This window comes from Pseudomonas wuhanensis, from assembly GCF_030687395.1.
GTDB classification, from domain to species: Bacteria; Pseudomonadota; Gammaproteobacteria; order Pseudomonadales; family Pseudomonadaceae; genus Aquipseudomonas; species Aquipseudomonas wuhanensis.
This window is the reverse complement of sequence record NZ_CP117430.1, coordinates 3269296-3290319: the sequence shown is the minus strand read 5'-3', so window position 1 is coordinate 3290319 and position 21024 is coordinate 3269296. Positions and strand designations below refer to the sequence as shown.

15 protein-coding genes and 1 pseudogene are annotated in these 21024 nt (G+C 59.3%); 13 read left to right on the top strand and 3 right to left on the bottom strand.

Annotated elements, in window-relative coordinates; translation table 11 throughout:
• The first annotated feature begins 53 nt into the window (after window positions 1–53).
• The 3 genes from PSH88_RS15130 (at window position 54) to pgm (ending at window position 4769) form a co-directional block, all read left to right on the top strand.
• A complete protein-coding gene (locus tag PSH88_RS15130) occupies window positions 54–1544 on the top strand; it encodes a hypothetical protein (protein WP_305427003.1) in 1491 nt (496 codons plus the stop codon).
• 67 nt (window positions 1545–1611) lie between these two features.
• Window positions 1612–3012 carry an aminotransferase-like domain-containing protein gene (locus PSH88_RS15125; protein WP_305421298.1) on the top strand — a complete coding sequence of 467 codons (1401 nt, stop codon included), beginning with the start codon at window positions 1612–1614 and terminating at the stop codon, window positions 3010–3012.
• 110 nt (window positions 3013–3122) lie between these two features.
• On the top strand, window positions 3123–4769 hold the full coding sequence (gene pgm / locus PSH88_RS15120; protein ID WP_305483562.1) for a phosphoglucomutase (alpha-D-glucose-1,6-bisphosphate-dependent): 1647 nt from the start codon (window positions 3123–3125) through the stop codon (window positions 4767–4769).
• A gap of 157 nt (window positions 4770–4926) precedes the next feature.
• On the opposite strand, the gene PSH88_RS15115 is transcribed toward pgm, so the two are convergent.
• Window positions 4927–5622: a pirin family protein gene (locus PSH88_RS15115; protein WP_305421294.1), complete on the bottom strand. Its 696-nt coding sequence runs from the start codon at window positions 5620–5622 to the stop codon at window positions 4927–4929.
• Window positions 5623–5901: 279 nt separating this feature from the next.
• On the opposite strand from PSH88_RS15115, the gene PSH88_RS15110 reads away from it, so the two are divergent.
• The 3 genes from PSH88_RS15110 to PSH88_RS15100 all read left to right on the top strand — a co-directional run bounded on the left by PSH88_RS15110 (window position 5902) and on the right by PSH88_RS15100 (window position 11110).
• Complete coding sequence (locus PSH88_RS15110) at window positions 5902–8376, top strand: UvrD-helicase domain-containing protein (protein ID WP_305421292.1); 2475 nt, start codon at window positions 5902–5904, stop codon at window positions 8374–8376.
• A gap of 179 nt (window positions 8377–8555) precedes the next feature.
• Window positions 8556–9932, top strand: coding sequence for a pyridoxal-phosphate dependent enzyme (locus PSH88_RS15105; RefSeq protein WP_305421290.1), 1377 nt, complete (start codon window positions 8556–8558; stop codon window positions 9930–9932).
• Entirely contained in the window at window positions 9929–11110 is a 1182-nt protein-coding gene (locus tag PSH88_RS15100) for a cystathionine gamma-synthase (protein WP_305421287.1), read from the top strand. Before PSH88_RS15105 ends, PSH88_RS15100 begins: the two co-directional genes overlap by 4 nt.
• A 121-nt stretch (window positions 11111–11231) precedes the next feature.
• Here PSH88_RS15100 and PSH88_RS15095 read toward each other — a convergent pair whose 3' ends face one another.
• Entirely contained in the window at window positions 11232–11507 is a 276-nt protein-coding gene (locus tag PSH88_RS15095; protein ID WP_007896200.1) for a DUF1652 domain-containing protein, read from the bottom strand.
• Window positions 11508–11837: 330 nt separating this feature from the next.
• Window positions 11838–11963, bottom strand: a pseudogene (locus PSH88_RS15090) (DUF4440 domain-containing protein); the annotation flags it as partial.
• A 63-nt stretch (window positions 11964–12026) separates the two neighbouring features.
• On the opposite strand from PSH88_RS15090, the gene PSH88_RS15085 reads away from it, so the two are divergent.
• From PSH88_RS15085 to PSH88_RS15055, 7 genes are all read left to right on the top strand, one after another.
• Complete coding sequence (locus PSH88_RS15085) at window positions 12027–13433, top strand: NAD(P)/FAD-dependent oxidoreductase (protein WP_305421285.1); 1407 nt, start codon at window positions 12027–12029, stop codon at window positions 13431–13433.
• Between the two features lie 126 nt (window positions 13434–13559).
• Window positions 13560–13958 (top strand): REP-associated tyrosine transposase, encoded by a 399-nt coding sequence (locus PSH88_RS15080; protein ID WP_305427002.1) that lies wholly within the window; start codon window positions 13560–13562, stop codon window positions 13956–13958.
• 333 nt (window positions 13959–14291) lie between these two features.
• Window positions 14292–15749, top strand: coding sequence for a serralysin family metalloprotease (locus PSH88_RS15075; RefSeq protein WP_305421283.1), 1458 nt, complete (start codon window positions 14292–14294; stop codon window positions 15747–15749).
• Window positions 15750–15816: 67 nt separating this feature from the next.
• Window positions 15817–16239 carry an AprI/Inh family metalloprotease inhibitor gene (locus PSH88_RS15070; protein WP_305421281.1) on the top strand — a complete coding sequence of 141 codons (423 nt, stop codon included), beginning with the start codon at window positions 15817–15819 and terminating at the stop codon, window positions 16237–16239.
• A 211-nt stretch (window positions 16240–16450) separates the two neighbouring features.
• Window positions 16451–18238, top strand: a complete 1788-nt coding sequence (locus PSH88_RS15065; protein WP_305421279.1) for a type I secretion system permease/ATPase — start codon at window positions 16451–16453, stop codon at window positions 18236–18238.
• On the top strand, window positions 18235–19584 hold the full coding sequence (locus PSH88_RS15060; RefSeq protein WP_305421277.1) for an HlyD family type I secretion periplasmic adaptor subunit: 1350 nt from the start codon (window positions 18235–18237) through the stop codon (window positions 19582–19584). The genes PSH88_RS15065 and PSH88_RS15060 overlap by 4 nt, the downstream gene beginning before the upstream one ends.
• Window positions 19585–19586: 2 nt before the next feature.
• A complete protein-coding gene (locus PSH88_RS15055; protein WP_305421276.1) occupies window positions 19587–20951 on the top strand; it encodes a TolC family outer membrane protein in 1365 nt (454 codons plus the stop codon).
• The last annotated feature ends 73 nt before the right edge of the window (window positions 20952–21024 follow it).

Genomic DNA, 21024 nt, shown 5'->3' with positions numbered 1-21024 from the left:
TACACCCCGTTATTGGCGCGGCATTGAATTTATGAGTCACAGGTAAATAAATGATGACCGCTACCCATGATCAGGCAATGAACTATGTTTATCAGCAAATGCTGCAGCGCTTGCTGGGTTTTTTCTCTCGCGCCGAACGCACGGCATTGCAATTGCTGATTCAGCGCCTGGTGATGTCCGCAGGAGGTTTGGAGCGTATCAGCGATTACAAGGTGCTGGCGATCCAGTCCGGGTCCCGCGACAGTTGCTACACCCTGGCGCTACTGCGCGCCGCGCAGCTGAGTATTGCCGGCCGGGCACCGGCGACGTTTCAACTGCGAGTGGCGACCTTGCGCTTGAACGGTGCGGCCTCGACGGCCCTGGAAAACATCCATCGCAGCTGCAGTGCGTTGTTTCTCTACGACGATCCCAGGGTCGAAGTGTTGATGGTCGATAATCGTGAAGTCCTGCCGTTCAACCATCTGGCGCCGATCTCCGAAGCCGGTCGCGAGTCGAATCGGCTCAATCTGCTGATGGTCGGGCACCGCCGTGCCTGGGACGGACCGCTTGATCTGTGGGATGACGGGTATCTGGCGACCGGCGAGTTTTACGGACAAATCGCCCGCTGGGACAAGGGTGTCGATGCATTGATCAGTAGCGATACGCCCCGTCGGCAGAAGCAGTTTCTCGAGGGATTGATCCGTGCAGCGGCCAAGGCCGGGCTCAAGGCATCGGACCATCATGAAGCGGGCTATGAGGGCTTGTTCGCGCGACTCGATGAATTGGGCAGCGATTGCTACCGCGAGTTTTATCCTGAGTCTGCCCAGGCGGCGTGGCGTCCCGCCGAGCATTTTGAAGAATGTCGCCGCACAACCTTCATCGATATTCACGACATGCTGGTCAGCAACCTGGAAGAGCGCTGGCCACTGCTCACCGATTTCCTCGGGTTTCAACCTGATGAGTTGTCGGCTCAGCTCAGTGATAACGACTACGTCAGCCTGTCGATATCCGCGCATCTTCGTGGCTTGCAAGCGTGCTATGCACAGGGTCGTACCTACGAGGCGGGCGTCAGCGAGTTCTTGCAGCGGGCGCTGGTGATGATGCGGCGTAAACAAGTGCCAGAGCGCTTTTGCGAACAGGCAATGGAGACGTTCGGCAACCCTGTGACAATGATCGACCAGCGCGCACTGGCGGCGGTCGAAGCACAAAAGAACCTCGGTTTGAGCGAGGCTCAACTGGTGTGTCTGCTGTTCGCCCCTTTTGTCGATAACGGCGCGGCGCTTGAGCATTTTCTTCGTCAGTGCCATCCCGGCATGCTCGTGGCGTTGCCGGACTTGCACCGGGCAATGCAGGGCGGTCCGGCACCCGAGCAGGTTCTGCAGTGGATGGTCGATGTCAGCGGGTTGCCTGTAAGTCTGATCGGTACGCTTTACCGCATGGGGCCTGTGGTTCGGGATGAGGGCAGGGGGCTCGGCATGGAAAGCGGCGAAGTGAGTGCGCACGCTGAAGTCGTGGAACCTGACAGTGAAACGACTGTGGCTGGCGAATGGTCGACGGGCCGGTGAAAGTGCCAGGTCTGACGGATTCAGCAAGGATGCGTCACGACGTTCGTAGCCTGTTCGGCCGTTACCCATGAAAGGACCACGAGATACCGATTTTGCGTACCAGGCGGTGTACCGTTACCTGACTAATCTGATCAATGAGCCGGGCAGTGACGTGCAAGTGCGCCTGCCCTCATTGCGACAGTTGGCGCACCGCCTGAGTGTGTCGATCTCGACCATTCAGTACGCCTATTCGCTGTTGGAGAAGGAAGGGCGCGTCTATTCGGTGGCCAAGTCCGGCTACTACGCCGTACCCGTATCCTCAATAGGCATGCCCGGCCGCGGCAAGGACTTGCTCGAAACGGTTTATGTCAACGCCAGACGTCCCGGTATGCTGGTGCTGAGCGCCGATGAGCCGGCGTTATTACAACCGCTGGATAGCCCGTTGCTGTTGCTGGAGAGAGAACTGCTGCGCCAGTACCCACGCCAGCCACAACCGTCTTCGCAACCCTGCGGCGAACTGGAGCTGCGCACAGCCCTGGCGGCGCGTTACACCACTTCGCCGACACGTTGCTGGCATGCCGATGATGTCTATATCGGCGCCGACCTGCGGGGAGTCCTGGAAATATTGATCGCCGCTCTTGGCCTCAAAGACGCTGTGGTGGTGGTCGAATCACCGTGCGACTGGGGCATTCTGCGTCTGCTCCAGGATGCGGACGTGCGGGTGATCGAGCTGCCGTTGCAAGCCGATGATGGTCTGGATCTGGAGAAGTTGCAGGAACTGCTTGAGACCGAGCCGGTGCGACTGGTGATGCTTTCATCGGGGCTGAACATGCCACGAGGCAGTGTGGCGCCCGACAGCAACAGGCATTCCGCCGCACAGCTGCTGAAACGACATGGCAGTTGGGTACTGGAAAACGATTGCTATGGCGAGCTTGAGTTCGAGCCGAACGGCCTGCGATTTCGCGATCTGCTGGACCCGGATCGGCTGATCGTGTTTTCCACATTCGAGAAATTCATCGGGTCGGAGGCGCCCTTCGGCTATCTGCTGTCGCGACAATTGCGTGCCAGATTGCAGCGGCACTTTTTGCTGCGCGCTTTCCGTTTGTCGTTGATCCGTCAGAAAGCCATAGCGCGGCTGTACAGCAACGGACGCATCGATCAACACCTGGTGGTATTGCGTCGACTGCTCAAGGAACGCATGGTGCAGATGACACAGTTGCTTGAAGAGCGACTGCCCGACGCGCTGCACTTCGTTGAACCCCGAGGCGGGGCGACGATCTGGATTCGCTCGTTGCGCCAGGTCGATGTGCATCGAGTGTTCGAGCGTTTGCTCAAGCAGCATGTGGTGATTGCTCCGGGAGAATTGTTCAGCTTGCAGGGCCTGCACGGGCAGCATTTGCGCCTGAGTCATACCGTCGGTGGTCACCACGACCTCGCCGACGCGCTGGGACTGTTGGGGGATGCCTTGCGCCTGGAATCGATCGACTGAGCGACGACGCCAATCATCCTCGGAACCTGACAATCGATAACATCGCGCCAGGAGCAAACTGTCAGTAAACTGCGTGCTATTCCCGAACCACTCTTCCTCAGAGGTTTTGCATGACACTCAGTCCTTTTGCGGGCAAACCGGCACCGGCAGAACTGTTGGTCGACATCCCGCGACTGGTAACGGCCTATTACACCGGCCAGCCCGATGCAGCCATTTCTACCCAGCGCGTCGCCTTCGGCACGTCCGGACACCGAGGTAGCTCGTTCGACCTGAGTTTCAACGAATGGCACGTTCTGGCCATCAGCCAAGCGATCTGCCTGTACCGCGAAGCCCAGGGCATCAACGGTCCGCTGTTCGTCGGGATTGACACCCACGCGCTGTCCACGCCAGCCGGTGCCAGCGCCCTGGAAGTCCTGGCGGCGAACGGCGTGACAGTGATGATCGCCGAAGGAGACGAGTACACGCCGACGCCGGCCATTTCCCACGCGATTCTTTGCTACAACCGTGGGCGCACCTCGGGCCTGGCGGACGGCATTGTCATCACGCCGTCCCACAACCCGCCACAAAGCGGTGGCTACAAGTACAACCCTACCAACGGCGGCCCGGCCGATACCCACATCACCAAGTGGATCGAAGCCAAGGCCAACGAGTTGCTGGCGGCCAAACTCGCTGGCGTCAAACGCATCAGCTACGAGCAGGCCCTGAAGGCCAGCACCACCCATCGCCACGATTACCTCAACACCTATGTCGCCGACCTGATCAACGTGATCGATTTCGACGCCATCCGCGATGCGAAGCTGCGTCTGGGTGTCGATCCGCTGGGCGGAGCAGGCGTGCGCTACTGGTCGGCGATTGCCGAGCACTATCGCCTGGACCTGGAGGTGGTGAATAAACAGGTTGATGCGACATTCCGTTTCATGACCGTCGACTGGGACGGGCAGATCCGCATGGACCCATCGTCCAGCCACGCCATGCAAGGCCTGATCGGTCTGAAAGAGCGTTTCGACGTGGCTTTTGCCTGTGACCCGGATCACGACCGCCATGGCATCGTGACTCCGTCCGGTGGTTTGCTGGCCCCCAACAGCTACCTCGCGGTGTCGATCGATTACCTGTTCCAGAACCGCCCACAGTGGCGCGCCGATGCGGCCGTGGGCAAAACCGTGGTTAGCAGTGGCTTGATCGATCGCGTTGCCAAACGTCTGGGTCGCCGTCTGTACGAAGTGCCGGTCGGCTTCAAATGGTTTGCCGACGGTCTGTTCGACGGTTCCCTCGGTTTTGGCGGTGAAGAAAGTGCTGGCGCATCGTTCCTGCGCAAGGACGGCAGTGTCTGGTGCACCGACAAGGACGGCTTGATTCCAGCTTTGCTGGCCGCCGAAATGACCGCTCGCACGGGCCGTGACCCTAGCCAGGCCTATCGCGCATTGACCGATGAACTGGGCGAACCTTTCTCGGTACGGGTCGATGCCAAGGCAAACCCTGAACAGAAAGCGCTGCTGAGCAAATTGTCGCCGGACCAGGTCACCTCGACTCAACTGGCGGGCGAAGCGATCCAGAGCATCCTCAGCCATGCACCGGGTAACGACCAGGCTATTGGCGGTCTGAAAGTCATGACAGAGAACGGTTGGTTCGCGGCGCGTCCGTCGGGTACTGAGGATATCTACAAGATCTACGCGGAAAGCTTTGTCAGTGACGACCACCTGAAGCAGTTGGTAGCGGAAGCTCAGACCTTGGTGGACGGCGCGATTTCTGCGAAGTGATTGAGGGCCCCATCGCGGGCAAGCCCGCTCCCACAAGGATTGCGCTAAACCTGTGGGAGCGGGCTTGCCCGCGATGGCGTCAGTACAGTCACTAACATTTAAGAAAAAAGGGGCAACCATCAACGGTCGCCCCTTTTTTTGTCCTGCGTTTACCCCATCAAGCCACATCCACCAACACGATTTCACTGTCCTCAATCGCGGTCACGCGCAACACCTGCTCATCGGCGATCGCAACACCGTCTCGAGCTTGTGCACGCAAGCCATTGACTTCAATGACGCCGGTGGCTGGAACCAGGTAAGCACGACGGCCGCTGTCCAGGTGATACTCCGCGCACTCACCAGCCTTCAGGTTCGCCGCCACCAGACGCGCATCGGCGCGAATGTGCAGGCTTTGATCGTCGCCGGCCTTGCCGCTGGCGAGGGTCACGAAACCTTCGCGCTCGCCTTTGGGGAACGGCTTGGCACCCCACGACGGTGCCGAACCGGCTTCGTTGGGAATGATCCAGATCTGAAAGATCCGGGTCTCGGTGGCTTCCAGGTTGTACTCACTGTGAGCGATCCCGGTGCCGGCGCTCATGACCTGAACGTCGCCCGCTTCGGTGCGGCCCTTGTTGCCGAGGTTGTCCTGGTGGGTGATCGCGCCTTCACGAACGTAGGTGATGATTTCCATGTCGCGGTGCGGGTGTTGCGGGAACCCGGTGCCGGGGGCAATCACGTCATCGTTCCACACCCGCAGGTTGCCCCAGTTCATGCGTTTGGGGTCGTAGTACTCGGCGAACGAAAAGTGGTGATGGGCATCCAACCAGCCATGGTGCGCGCCGCCGAGCGAGTTGAAGGGTCTGAGTTCAAGCATGATCGTCTCCTGAAAAGGTTCGTCATGGGGCAGAGCGTCTGAGCCACAAACGAGAACCGGTGGTTGATGGCGAGCATCATCTATCAGGCACTCATCGATAAAAAGCGTAAAAAATGCCTCAATACAATCGAATTAGTTGATATCAAATAACCTCGAAACATTCTCACCCAGCCTTCACTTCATCGTATAAGCCAATGACCTGTAAGCATTTCACTAGAACTCAACGGCAAATGCAGACACCATAGCCCTCAACAGCCTCACACTCTGGAGTCCGTCAGCGTGCCGCAACACACCCCCGATCTTCCCCCCGAACTTCGTCCCTTGGCCGAGATGCCTTTGTTCAAGCGCCTGGCCGCCCGGTTCTTTGGCCATGGCCTTACCCGCCTGCGCGCGCAACATCGTGCTTCCTGGTTGCACGGGCAAGCCGACGGTTTTCGCAGCGGCCACAGCGCCGGTGTGGAGTACGGCTATAAGGAAGGCAAACTCGAGGGGTTGGAGGAAGGTCGGCAGGTTCTATTGATTCGCGACTCGCGCTCAACCGAGCATCGACCGCCCAATGTCGATAACAATCTGTTCGACGATTGGCGCCTGCCATTGAGTGCTGAGCTGAAGAAGCGCATGAAGGCCGACGTGGCGCGGCTGCTGCCAGCGCATGCCCAGCCAAGTACTGCCCAATGGAAGATGATTTTCAGCGACACACCGTCGACCTCGGTGATCGCCGGGGCGGGCGCGGGCAAGTCGACTACCCTGGTGTTGCGAATTCTGCTGCTCAGTCATTACCTGGGGTTTGAGCTGAGCTCGATGACCGTGGTGACTTTCACCCGCGAATCGCGCAAGGACTTCATCAACAAGCTGATCGAACTGTTTGCAGTCTGGGGCCGGGGAATCAGCCTTAAAGAAGCGCGCGACCTGGTGCGCACTTTTCACTCGCGCATTCTGCCGATGGTCCGTAGCCTGCCAGGTTTCGAGCGGCTGCAAGCCTTCGAAAACCTCAGTCACCGCGTGCAAGGCGGCGATGAGGAGGTCGACAGCAACCCCTTCGACCTGCGCATCAACGACGCTCAGCGTCAGCAACTCAATGCCTGTTATCACAGCCTGCACAATCGCGATGAGCGCTTTCGCGAATTGATCAAACCTCTGTCTCGTCATGCCTTGCAGCTCAAGGAGCTGGAGCGTGATCACCCGGACGTGCAGAAACGCATGGCGGTGACTGAGCTCGCCGCCAAGCGCGATGAAGAACTGTGCGACACAATCGAAGACTTGTGGTTTCGCGCCGGTGCCTGGCCGATCAAGGGCATCGAACCGAATCGTCAGACCTTCGACATTAATGGCGCGACCTTCCATTGCCACGGCTACATTCCGACGCTGGACGCCTGGGTGGTGCTGGGTTTCGATCCCCGGGAAAATCCCCAGGTCAGCCGTCCGAATGCCAAGCTTTCAGTGCGCGCAGAATGGGCGGTGAAGCGTACCTTGTTTCAAGCTTTCTGTCGTAAGCCTTTGATATGGCTAGATAGTTATGAGTCTTCAAAGCGTGTTTTGGCATCGCTTGCCGGAGACGCCAGCGCCGGACCGGGCTTCGATTACAAGGTCAAGGGCGAGCTCGGCTCCGCGCCGTTGCTGGACTGTTTTGTCGCGGCGGCCGGGTTCATTGAAAACCTCGGCCTGGATGTGCCCAATGCCGTGGGCCAGATGAGTTTCGCCAAGGATGACCCGGACCGGTTTTTCTTCGAGGCGTTGAGCCTGTTCTGGCGAGCGCTGGAAGATCATCTGCTGGATCAATCGCCCCCGGTGATGACCTACAACCGGATGTTCGCCTTGTTCAGCGAACATTCGCCGGAGAATCTCAAGCTGCTGAGCGATGAGCTGCTCAGGCCCATGTCGCACTTGATGATCGACGAGTTTCAGGACGTGTCGCCGCAGATCGTTTCGTGGATTCGCGCCAGCCTGACGGAGATCCGCAGTCGCGGACCGGCCATGCATGTGGGGCGCGGCGCGCAACGATCGTCATTGCTTTGTGTCGGTGATGACTGGCAGTCCATTTATGGCTGGCGCGGCAGTTCGCCGACTTACTTCATGGAGTTCAACAAGGAATTCCCGTCGCCAAGCACGACCAAAGTGATGCTCAGCGACAATTACCGCAGCCATCAGCACATCATCGACGCGGCGGAGCATATTGTCCGCGCGGCACCGGCGATCGCTGGCAAGAAAGCCAAGGCCAGTGGTGAACCCAAGGCACTGCTGCCGGTGAATGTGCTCGACCGGGATGACCAGGGCATGGCCCAGCGCCTGACCGAGCACTACAGAATGGGCGATTCAATCTTGATGCTTTATCGAAAAAGCAGCGATAAGTCATTGATAGAAGAGCATATTCAGTCTGTAGTTAATGTGGATTCTAGCTTGCCGTATGAGGCGCGACGGCTCAAACAACTGACCTATCACAGCGCCAAGGGCCTGCAGGCTGATGCGGTGTTTCTGCTGGGCGATTGCCAGCACCTGACCAGTTCACCTTACAAGAACCAGGTCTATCGCATGGCCGGACTCGGTAAGGCTGGCGACAGTGAAGCTTACGACAGCGCACAGAAAGACGAGATCTTGCGGCTGGCCTACGTGGGCATCACCCGGGCAGTGAGCCATTGCTACTGGTATGTCGATGGCCAGGATGCCTCGGCTGCGAATATGCCCAAGGCCTCCGACCGGATCGGCAAGGGCAAGGCGTTCTTCGCAGATCACCGCCAGGGAAAAGTGCCTGCATGAAACCGGGAACTCTCAGGTAGCGGCGTTCAGGCGACGACGTTACCGACTGGCTACGAAAAGTTGCGGGGCGCGCAATCCCGGCCTATGGTCCAAGGCGAGGCTTTGCTTGCGACTGGCGCGCAATGATTCGCCGCAGGTCGCTGTCCATCCAGTGCGGATACATGCAGCGAGGTGACGACATGCCGAACGACTCCCGTCCCGCCGTGCTCGAACTGATCGGCAACACGCCGCTGGTGCGCGTCAGCCGCTTCGATACCGGTCCGTGCACGCTGTTTCTCAAACTCGAATCGCAGAACCCCGGTGGCTCGATCAAGGATCGTATCGGTCTGGCAATGATCGATGCCGCCGAGCGCGATGGCCGCCTGCGCCCCGGTGGCACCATCGTCGAGGCCACCGCTGGCAACACCGGTCTGGGCCTGGCCCTGGTCGGCCGAGCCAAGGGTTATCGGGTGGTGTTGGTGGTGCCGGACAAGATGTCCACCGAGAAGGTCCTGCACCTCAAGGCGATGGGCGCGGAAGTGCACATCACCCGCTCCGACGTCGGCAAGGGCCATCCCGATTATTACCAGGACGTCGCTGCGCGGTTGGCGCAGGATATTCCCGACGCCTTCTTCGCTGATCAATTCAACAACCCGGCCAACCCGCTGGCCCACGAGTGCAGTACCGCTCCGGAAATCTGGGCGCAGACTCAGCATGATGTGGATGCCATCGTGGTCGGCGTCGGTTCGGCTGGCACGCTGACCGGGCTGACCCGTTTCTTCCAGCGCGTACAACCGAACCTGGAAATGGTGCTGGCCGATCCGGTCGGTTCGGTGATGGCCGAATACAGCCGCAGCGGCACCCTTGGTACGCCCGGTTCCTGGGCGGTGGAGGGCATTGGCGAAGACTTCATTCCATCAATTGCCGACCTGTCCAGCGTGCGTAAGGCCTATTCGATCAGCGACGAAGAAAGCTTCGATCATGCCCGCCAACTGCTGCGCGCCGAAGGCATTCTCGGCGGCTCCTCGACCGGCACATTGCTCGCTGCGGCACTGCGTTACTGCCGCGAACAAACCGAGCCGAAGCGGGTGGTCAGTTTTGTCTGCGACACCGGCACCCGCTACCTGTCGAAGGTCTACAACGACCAGTGGATGAACGATCAGGGGCTGCTTGCGCGCAAGCGTTACGGTGATTTGCGTGACCTGATCGCGCGGCGTTTCGAAGATGGCCGGGTGGTCAGCGTGGGCCCGGACGACACGCTGCTCACCGCTTTCCAGCGCATGCGTCTGGCGGATGTGTCGCAACTGCCGGTGCTGGTGGATGGGCAGCGGCTGGTCGGGGTCATCGACGAGTCCGATATTCTGTTTGGCGTGCATGAAGACGCTACGCATTTTCGCATGACCGTGACCAGCGCGATGACCGACAAGCTCGAAACCCTGCCTCCCGGCGCCAGTCTTGCTGAGCTGGAGGCGGTGCTCGACCGTGGGCTGGTGGCGATCATCGCCGACACCTCGGGCTTCCATGGCCTGATTACCCGCGTCGACATGCTCAATCACTTGCGGAGGTCCCTGGCATGAGTCAGCACGATGAAAGCACCGCGCCACGGGGCTTTGCCACCCGTGTGATCCATGCCGGACAAACACCGGACCCGACCACCGGGGCGTTGATGCCACCGATTTACGCCAACTCCACCTATGCGCAGCAGAGCCCCGGTGTGCACAAGGGCTTCGACTACGGGCGTTCGCACAACCCGACGCGCTTTGCGTTGGAGCGTTGCGTGGCGGACCTCGAGGGTGGTACCCAGGCTTTCGCCTTCGCTTCCGGGCTGGCGGCGATCGCCAACGTGCTCGAACTGCTCGACGCCGGCGCCCACATCGTCTCTGGTAATGACTTGTACGGCGGTACATTCCGGCTGTTCGACAAGGTGCGTCAGCGCAGTGCCGGGCATCGCTTCAGCTTCGTCGATCTGACTGATCTGGCGACCTTCGAAGCAGCGCTTGAGGATGACACGCGGATGGTCTGGGTCGAGACGCCGAGCAATCCTTTGCTGAGCCTCACTGACCTCGCCGCCGTCGCGCGCACCTGTCGCGAGCGAGGCATCATTTGTGTGGCCGACAACACGTTCGCCAGCCCGTGGATACAGCGCCCTCTGGAGTTGGGCTTCGATATCGTGCTGCACTCGACGACCAAGTACCTGAACGGTCATTCCGACGTGATCGGCGGTATCGCGGTGGTCGGGCAGAACGCTGGACTGGCCGAGCGCCTGGGTTTTCTGCAGAACGCAGTGGGGGCTATCGCCGGGCCGTTCGACGCGTTCCTCACGTTGCGCGGGGTTAAGACCCTGGCGCTGCGCATGGAGCGCCACTGCAGTAACGCGCTGGAGCTGGCGCAATGGCTGGAGCGTCAGCCGCAGGTGGCGCGCGTCTACTATCCGGGCCTGCCATCGCACCCGCAGCACGAACTGGCGCGGCGGCAAATGCGTGGGTTCGGCGGGATGATTTCCCTCGACCTGAACTGCGACCTGGCTGGCGCCAAGCGTTTCCTCGAAAGTGTGCGGATCTTCGCTCTGGCCGAGAGCTTGGGCGGGGTGGAAAGCCTGATCGAGCACCCGGCGATCATGACCCATGCCAGCATCCCCGCAGAAACCCGGGCACAACTCGGCATTGGCGATGCGCTGGTGCGCTTGTCAGTGGGTGTCGAGGATGTCGAAGACCTGCGCGCCGATCTGGCGCAGGCGCTGATGCAGATTGGTTAAACGCAATCAATGTGGGAGCGGGCTTGCTCGCGAAGAGGGAGTGTCAGTAAACATTAATGTTGCCTGACACACTGCATTCGCGAGCAAGCCCGCTCCCACAGGTTTTGTGGAACGCCAACCATCAGGCATAACTCCTGAGGGCCTCCGGAGGAATGAACGCCTCCAGCTCATCTTCCACGGCTTCAATGATTCGTTCTACATCCGCCGCATTCATGACCGTTGCGCAAGGAATGCCGGCAATGGCGATCATGGTTTCGCCACTGGCGCGGTCGAACAGCCGGGCAACCATACTGCCCGGTGCATCCATGGTCGCTTCGAAACCCATGGGATGAAAATGCCAGCGCATCAGCTGGCAGGCATTTGGAAAAGTGACTTTGCTGAAGGAGCCTTTATTCATGTGTTGCCCACCTTATTCATCGAGCGCTTCCTTTAGCTCATGTTAGGAGGGAAGAACCTTCAATGGCTCAACCGGTGACTGTCTTTAAAAGTAGCATCCAGATGTGAAAGTCATGTGATTTTTTCAGGCCGTTTAGCGATTGGTTCATTTTTTTTTGACGCAGATCACGAGACACCGATTTTGTGGCGAAGGGCCAATATTGCCGGGGCATTCCACGGGGCCATTGAAGCCCTGCGAGAACTTCGGCAAGCTCGGTTTTTTCTCGTCGAGTCCTTTATGCCCGCCGATGATGATGGTCGGTTGCAAACCCAGGCCACGGGCGAGACGGTCCAGCCCTTCACCGCCGCGAAGGGTGATGCGGTACTGAATGAGCGCCGTGTCGCCGTCCAGGCGAATACGGTCCGAATGCTCCAGGGCTTCATCCGGATCGCGAGGCATGCTGTCGCGCACATACTCGCCAATCCCTGTGCCCACGCACTAGGATCGACGCCATCGAAGGTTTGAGTGGCGGAGTCTTGCATGTCAGCGTGGCGCACGATCAGTTTGTGGATGGACCAACTCGACGAGCCATTGCTGGCGCGCCCGCCGCTGGAGCAGGATCTGGGCGTCGACGTGGCCATCATTGGCGCCGGGTACACCGGGCTCTGGACCGCGTATTACCTCAAGCGCCTGGCGCCGGGGCTGAACATTGCCATCGTCGAGGCAAACATCGCGGGTTTTGGTGCGTCGGGCCGCAACGGCGGTTGGTTGATGGGCAATCTGCTGGGCGAAGATCGCTTGCTCGCCGATTTACCGGCCGAACAACGCCGCGCCTCTTTCGAACTGCTCCACAGCATCCCTGATGAAGTAGAGAACGTCCTCGAACGAGAAGGCATTGACTGTGATTATCGCAAGGGCGGGGCGCTTTACTGCGCGGCGCGTTACCCGGAGCAGGAAGCCAGTCTGCGTGGTTATCTGGATGGGCTCCACTGCCAAGGGCTGACCGAACACGACTACCGCTGGCTCAGTCCCGAGCAATTGGCGCAGCAGATCAGAATTGCCAAACCTTATGGCGGTATCTATGCACCGCACGTCGCGACCATTCACCCGGCAAAGTTGGTCCGAGGTCTGGCTCGGACGGTGGAGCGCATGGGGGTCAACATCTATGAGAACAGCCCCGTCACTCAATGGCAGTCGGGCAGTTTGCGTACAGCCAAGGCTCAGGTTCGCGGCCGCTGGATCGTGCCAGCGGTAGAAGGTTACGCAGCCACATTGCCACCGCTGGACCGTTATCAGTTGCCGGTCCAGAGTTTGCTGGTGGCGACCGAACCGCTGTCCGCCGCGACCTGGGACGAAATCGGCCTCAGTCGCGGGCAAGCCTTTAGCGAAAGCAGCCGCCAAGTTACCTATGGCCAGCGTACGGCGGATAACCGCTTGGTGTTCGGTGCCCGTGGCGGCTATCAATTTGCTGGCAAGTTGCGCCATGACTTCGGCCTGACCACTCGCGAAATAGAGTTGCGGCGCTACCTGTTCGGCGAACTCTTCCCGCAACTCAAGAACGTACGAATCACCCACGCCTGGGGCGGCAACCTGGGCATGTCCCGGCGCTTCAAGCCGCACATGCTCTGCGATCGAGCCAGCGGCATCGCCTTGTCGGGCGGTTATGGCGGGGAGGGCGTCGGAGCCAGCAACCTCGGCGGGCGGACGCTGGCCGATATGATTCTTCAGCGCGATACCGAGCTGGTGCGCCAGCCGTGGGTGATTGCTCAGGGCGGTCTTGACGCGCTCAAGGCTTGGGAGCCCGAACCCTGCCGCTGGTTGGGCTACAACGCGATCATCCGCAGCTTCGTCCACGAAGACCAGACCCTGGCCAACCCGGCCACCGCGCCCTGGCGTCACAAACTGGCCAGTCGGGTCGCGGGGTTCATGGAAGGGTTCATGCACTGAACGGCGACGCTCTGATGTAGCCCGTCCCAACATCCGGGAAGCCGTGCGCAAGACTTACGTTTTGATTTTTTGATCCATTGATTGCCTGCCAACAAAAAAAGCCCATACAGGAATCGACTCCAGCCGTTGTTCACGAACGGGTCGATTTTTACCGATTGGCAAATGGGAAGACTGGTTGCTCAGCAATTGCATCTGGCACAGGAGGAACGCTGGGCGGATTTTCTGACTTGGGTGGTGATGCCAGACCATATGCACTGTTTGGTACAAATTCGGGATAAAACGCTGGCCGAGTTGATGTGCCGAATCAAATCCCGTAGCAGTCTGGCCGTTAATCAGGCGCTAGGGCGAAGCGGGCGTTTGTGGCAGAAGGGCTATCACGATCGAGCAGTTCGGCGGGAGGAGGACGCGAAAAATCTTGCTCGATATGTCGTTGCCAATCCCATTCGGGCGGGACTGGTAGCAGCTGCCGAAGGCTGCGTTCGGCTGCGCAGCAGTCGTGAAAATGATCCATCCAATAGAAGTTAGAGTTGATAGCAATACACTGGCACTTATATTAATAGGGCCTGGAAAATGAGAGCTCATCTACAAAAAGCAACTTGGCCATATTTAATATTTAGATAGCATATTGTCAGACAATCCGGCTAAAACCTTCAACTAAAAACTATATTTCGACAGCGCACGCACTGTTTACTGGAGTTCGCCGGAACCGCTCAATTTGACGTCAAAAAAAATGTAGACGTTTGATTTCGAATTGTGTCAGTTTTTATACGCCTTCATTGGGCGAGTGATAGGACGATCTCGCCAGAGATTGTCGTATCGGACAAAAACTGTTCCATTGCTAAACAAGGAAGTGTGTTTATGTCGAAAGTTAAAGACAACGCTATTGATCTTGCCGAACAGGGCTTTGCGCCATTCCAAGCGCTGGCTGCACCCAGTTCCGCCTACAACCAGATCGATAGTTTCAGCCATCAATATGATCGGGGTGGCAATCTCACGGTCAATGGCAAACCCTCCTTCTCCGTCGACGAGGCAGCTACCCAACTGCTGCGTGACGGCGCTGCCTACCAGGACAAGGACGGCAGCGGCAAAATCGAACTCACCTATACGTTCCTGACCTCGGCTTCGTCGAGCACCATGAACAAGCACGGCATTACCGGGTTCAGCCAGTTCAATACGCAGCAGAAAGCCCAGGCCGTGCTCGCCATGCAATCCTGGGCCGACGTGGCCAATGTCACCTTCACCGAAAAGTCGTTTGGCGGCGACGGTCACATGACCTTCGGTAACTACAGTGGTGGTCAGGATGGCGCGGCAGCATTTGCCTATCTGCCTGGCACGGGTCCAGGTTATGACGGTACTTCATGGTATCTGACGGGCAGTGGCTATAACGTCAACAAGACGCCAGACCTGAACAACTACGGTCGTCAGACCCTGACCCATGAAATCGGTCATTCCCTGGGCCTGGCTCACCCTGGCGACTACAACGCCGGTGAAGGTGCACCGACCTACAATGACGCGACCTACGGCGAAGACACCCGCGGTTACAGCCTCATGAGTTACTGGAGCGAAAGCAATACCGACCAGAACTTCAGCAAGGGCGGTGTGGAAGCCTATGCGTCCGGCCCGCTGATGGACGATATCGCCGCCATTCAGAAACTCTACGGTGCCAACACCACCACCCGTACCGGTGACACCACCTACGGCTTCAACTCCAACGCCGGTCGCGACTTCCTGAGCGCGTCTTCGTCGTCGGACAAAGTCGTGTTCTCGGTCTGGGATGCGGGCGGCAAGGACACCCTGGACTTCTCCGGATTTACCCAAAACCAGAAGATCAACCTCAATGAAGCCTCGTTCTCCGACGTTGGCGGCATGGTGGGCAATGTGTCCATCGCCAAGGGTGTCACCGTCGAGAACGCGATTGGCGGTTCGGGTAGCGACCTGCTGATCGGTAACAGCGTGGCCAACGAGTTGAAGGGTGGTGCCGGCAACGACATCCTGTTCGGCGCGGGCGGTGCGGACAAACTGTGGGGCGGCTCGGGCTCGGACACCTTTGTGTTCGCGGCCAGCAGCGACTCCAAGCCAGGTACTGTCGACCAGATCCTCGATTTTGTCAGTGGCCTGGACAAGATCGACCTGACCGGCATCACCAAGGGCGCGGGCCTGCACTTTGTGAACTCGTTCACCGGTGCGGCAGGCGATGCGGTATTGACCACTTCGGGCGGCAACAGCCTGTTGTCGGTGGACTTCTCCGGGCACGGCATGGCTGACTTCCTGGTCAGCACCGTTGGCCAGGCAGCGTTCTCGGACATCGTGGCCTGATTCAAGGCAAAAAGGCGGGTGGCGCTTGATGCGCCACTCTCTGCCCCGATCCAGAGTAAAACGCCCTATGATCCAGAACGCTTTTACCTGCAAAGCAACCGCGTGGCTGTTGGCGACGCTGATGATGTTTCTTGGAGATGTAGCCATGGCACGCAGTCTGAAACTAGCCGATCCGTCGGAACTCGCCGGGAAATGGCAGGCCATCTTGAATACCGCGCAAGACTCGCCCGAGTCCCAAGCGCTGCAGGACAAGCCGTCGAATGTCTGCTCGATCGAGCTCAAATTGAACCAGACCCTGGGTGAGGGGGCCGACTGCCTAGGCGCCTGGCTGAACGAGTCGGCGATTGGCTGGTTCCCGGAACCGGATGGCATTGCCGTGACCGGTAAAGAAGGCTCAAGAATTGTGTTTTTCAGCCGACAGCATGAGGGGCTTTATAAAAGCACCTTGAAGTCAGGTCTGATCATTACGCTCGAGCGCGCAGCGCAGTAAGTGAACAATGCCGGACCGACACCAGGCGCTGAATATAAAGCTCGTTATTGCCGTTATAAGCAGCCGTTCAATAACCGGAGCTCTTTGAAGAACACAAAGAGTTGTTATTAATGTGCAAGCGATAACCGGCAAAAGAACGTCTCGGCCATGTGCGGACAGTTAATTGGAACCTCGCCAAGTAAGGCGAGGATTAATACCTCAGGAAAAACCAATGAAGATGGCGAAGAGCCCGGCCACCGCACCGTTATTCAAGGCACTGGGCGACTATAAAAGCATCCTGATCAGCGTCGGATGTTTCACCGCACTGATTAATGTGCTGATGTTGGTCCCGTCGATTTACATGCTTCAGGTCTATGACCGGGTACTGTCTTCGCAAAACGAAACCACACTGGCGATGTTGTCGTTGATGGTGGTCGGGTTTTTCGCTTTCATCGGTCTGCTGGAAATCGTGCGCAGCTTCATTGTCATCCGTATCGGCAGCCAGTTGGAACGTCGTTTCAACCTGCGGGTGTATCAAGCCGCTTTCGAGCGCAACCTGTTCAAGGGCGAGGGCAATGCGGGGCAATCCTTGGGCGACCTGACCCATATTCGCCAATTCGTCACCGGCCCGGCGCTGTTTGCCTTCTTCGACGCACCGTGGTTTCCGGTCTATTTGTTTGTGATCTTTCTATTCAACGTCTGGCTCGGTGTATTGGCCACCGCAGGCGCGGTGCTGCTGATCGGGCTGGCCTGCCTCAACGAGGCGATGACCAAAAAGCCCTTGGGCGAAGCAGCAGGGTTCTCCCAGAAATCCAGCCAACTGGCCACCAGTCATCTGCATAACGCCGAAACCATTCAGGCCATGGGCATGCTCGGCGCGTTGCGCAAGCGCTGGTTTGCGGTGCACTCGCGTTTTCTCGGCTTGCAGAATCAGGCCAGCGACACCGGCGCGGTCATCAGTTCCCTGAGCAAAACCCTGCGCCTGTGCCTGCAATCCCTGGTGCTGGGGCTGGGCGCCTTGCTGGTGATCCAGGGTGACATGACCGCCGGGATGATGATCGCAGGTTCCATCCTGATGGGCCGGGTACTGAGCCCCATCGATCAGTTGATCGCCGTGTGGAAACAGTGGAGCGGCGCCAAGCTCGCTTACCGCCGTCTCGACGCCTTGCTGCAAGCCTATCCACCGACTGAAGAGGCGATGGTGTTGCCGGCGCCGAAAGGTCAGATCACGTTCGAACAAGTCAGCGCCGGCCCGCCAGGGCAACGGGCTGCGACCTTGCACATGGTCAATTTCAACCTGGGCGCCGGGGAAGTGCTCGGTGTGCTCGGGGCGTCTGGCTCTGGCAAGTCGACTCTGGCCCGAGTGCTGGTTGGTGTCTGGCCGACGCTCGGCGGCACGGTGCGCCTCGACGGCGCGGACATTCATCGCTGGAACCGCGACGACCTCGGCCCCTACATCGGTTATCTGCCCCAGGACATCGAATTGTTCAGCGGCAGCATCGCCGAAAACATCGCCCGATTCCGTGAGGCGGATCCGCAAAAAGTCGTCGAAGCCGCGCAACAGGCTGGCGTTCATGAACTGATCCTGCGCATGCCGCAAGGGTACGACACTGTGCTTGGCGAGGACGGCAGCGGCTTGTCCGGTGGCCAGAAGCAACGTGTGGCCCTGGCTCGCGCGCTGTACGGCAATCCGAGTCTGGTGGTGCTGGATGAACCGAACTCCAACCTCGACACCGTTGGCGAAGCGGCATTGGCCGGCGCCATCGCGCACATGAAGGCCCGGGGCACCAGCGTGATTCTGGTCACCCATCGCTCTTCAGCCCTGGCCCAGGCCGACAAGTTGCTGGTGCTCAACGAAGGTCGTTTGCAGGCCTTCGGCCCAAGCCAGGAAGTGCTCAAGGCGCTGGCCGGTAACCCGTCCGGCGCCCAGGAACAACAACGTGAAAAACCTGCGCAAGCACCGGGCGGGCTCAGCATGAGCCGGCAGTATCAGCCCACGACAAGGAATCCGTGTGTATGAGCAGCACACGCATGAACGACGACAGCGAAGCGACCATGGAACACGACTACATCGTTGAACGCCCTGAGCGCGACGCGCGTTTCTTCGCTCGCATGGGCTGGATTCTGGCGATTGTCGGTGCTGGCAGTTTTTTCACGTGGGCGAGTCTCGCGCCGCTCGATCAAGGTATTCCGGTGCAGGGGACCGTGGTGGTCTCGGGCAAGCGCAAAGCCGTGCAATCGATGAGCAGCGGCGTAGTCAGCCAGATTCTGGTGCGCGAAGGCCAAGTGGTGAAGCAAGGCCAGCCGCTGTTCCGCCTCGACCAGACCCAGGTCGCGGCCGACGTGCAATCGCTGCAAGCGCAATACCGCATGGCGTGGGCCAGCCTGGCGCGCTGGCAGAGTGAACGGGATAACCTCAAGCAGGTGAATTTCCCCGCCGAACTGAGCAACGATCCTGACCCGCGTCTGGCCTTGGTGCTCGAAGGCCAACGGCAATTGTTCAGCAGCCGTCGCGAAGCCTTTTCCCGGGAACAAGCCGCCCTGCGCGCGAACATCGAAGGCGCCAGCGCGCAACTGGCCGGCATGCGCCGCGCGCGCACCGACCTGACGGCCCAGGCCAGTTCCCTGCAACAACAGCTGAGCAATCTTCAGCCCCTGGCGGACAACGGCTACATCCCGCGCAACCGCTTGATGGATTACCAGCGTCAGTTGTCGCAAGTGCAGCAACAGCTGGCAGAGAACACCGGCGAAAGCGGCCGCGTGGAGCAGGGCATCCTTGAATCCCGTCTGAAACTGCAACAGCACAGCGAGGAATACCAGAAGGAAGTCCGCAGCCAACTGGCCGACGCGCAGCTCAAAAGCGTGACCCTGGAAGAGCAACTGACTTCCGCCGGCTTCGACTTGCAACACAGCGAAATCATCGCCACCGCCGACGGCATCGCCGTCAACCTCGGGGTTCATACCGAAGGCGCCGTGGTGCGTCAGGGCGACACGCTGCTGGAGATCGTCCCGCAAGGCACCCGTCTGGAAGTGGAAGGGCACTTGCCGATCAACCTGATCGACAAGGTCGACACGCACTTGCCGGTGGACATCCTGTTCACCGCGTTCAACCAGAGCCGTACCCCGCGAGTCCCCGGCGAAGTCAGCCTGATCTCCGCCGACCAGATGGTCGATGAGAAAACCGGTGTGCCGTATTACGTGCTGCGCAGCAGCGTCAGTGACCAGGCCATGGAAAAACTCAACGGTTTGGTGATCAAACCCGGTATGCCGGCAGAAATGTTCGTGCGCACCGGTGAACGTTCACTCCTCAACTATTTGTTCAAGCCGCTGCTCGACCGGGCAGGCTCCGCGTTGACCGAGGAATAAGGATGTTCGGCTGTATGAATAAGTTTTCCCTGCTCGCAGCGACCCTGGCGTTGCTGACGTGCAACAGCGCGATGGCCATGGGGCCCTTCGACATCTATGAGCAAGCGTTACGCAATGATCCGGTGTTCCTCGGCGCTATCAAGGAGCGCGATGCAGGCCTTGAAAACCGTGCCATCGGCCGCGCCGGGCTGCTGCCCAGGATTGGTTACAACTACAACAAGGGGCGTAACTCCTCCGAGGTCAAATACCTCAACGATCGCGGTAACAGACAAACGGATGATCGCAACTACAGCAGTTACGGCTCGACCTTGACCTTGCAACAGCCGTTGCTCGACTACGAGGCTTATGCGGCGTACCGCAAGGGCGTGGCGCAATCGCTGTTCGCCGACGAAAACTTTCGTGGCAAGAGCCAGGAACTGCTGGTTCGCGTGCTGGAGAATTACACCAAGGCGCTGTTCGCTCAGGACCAGATCGACATCGCGCGAGCCAAGAAAAAAGCCTTCGAGCAGCAGTTTCAGCAGAACGAGCAGATGTTCCGCCAAGGGGAGGGCACGCGCACCGATATCCTCGAAGCCGAGTCACGTTACGAGCTGGCCACCGCCGAGGAAATCGAGGCTCGGGACGAACAGGATGCGGCCCTGCGCGAGCTCGGTGCACTGATTGGCGTGCCGGCTATCGACATTGGTGACCTGACACCACTGGATCAGAACTTCCAGACCTTCACCCTGCAACCGGCCAATTACGACACCTGGCACGAGATGGCGGTGGCCAATAACCCGAACCTGGCCTCCCAACGCCAGGCGGTGGAAGTGGCGCGCTACGAGGTTGAACGCAACCGCGCCGGCCACCTGCCAAGAGTCAGCGCCTACGCCTCGGTACGCCAGAACGAATCGGAAAGCGGCAATACCTATAACCAGCGCTATGACACCAACACCATCGGCATTGAAGTCAACGTGCCGCTGTATGCCGGTGGCGGGGTCTCGGCCTCGACCCGTCAGGCCAGCCGCACCATGGAACAGGCCGAGTACGAGCTGGATGGCAAGACCCGGGAAACCTTGATCCAGTTGCGCCGTCAGTTCAGCGCCTGTCTGTCGGGGGTCAATAAATTGCGGGCATATCAGAAGGCGTTGACGTCGGCCGAAGCGCTAGTGGTCTCGACCAAGCAGAGCATTTTGGGCGGCGAACGGGTCAACCTCGATGCGTTGAATGCCGAACAACAACTGTTTACCACCCGCCGGGATCTGGCCCAGGCGCGTTATGACTATTTGATGGCCTGGACCAAATTGCACTACTACGCCGGCACCTTGAACGAACAGGATTTGGCCAAGGTGGATGAGGCGTTCGGCCAGGGCCCGAAAGCTCAGTAGCGGTTAGAACATTGTGGCGAGGGCGCTTGCTCCCGTTCGGTTGCGCAGCAACCGCCATTGGGCCTGCTTCGCA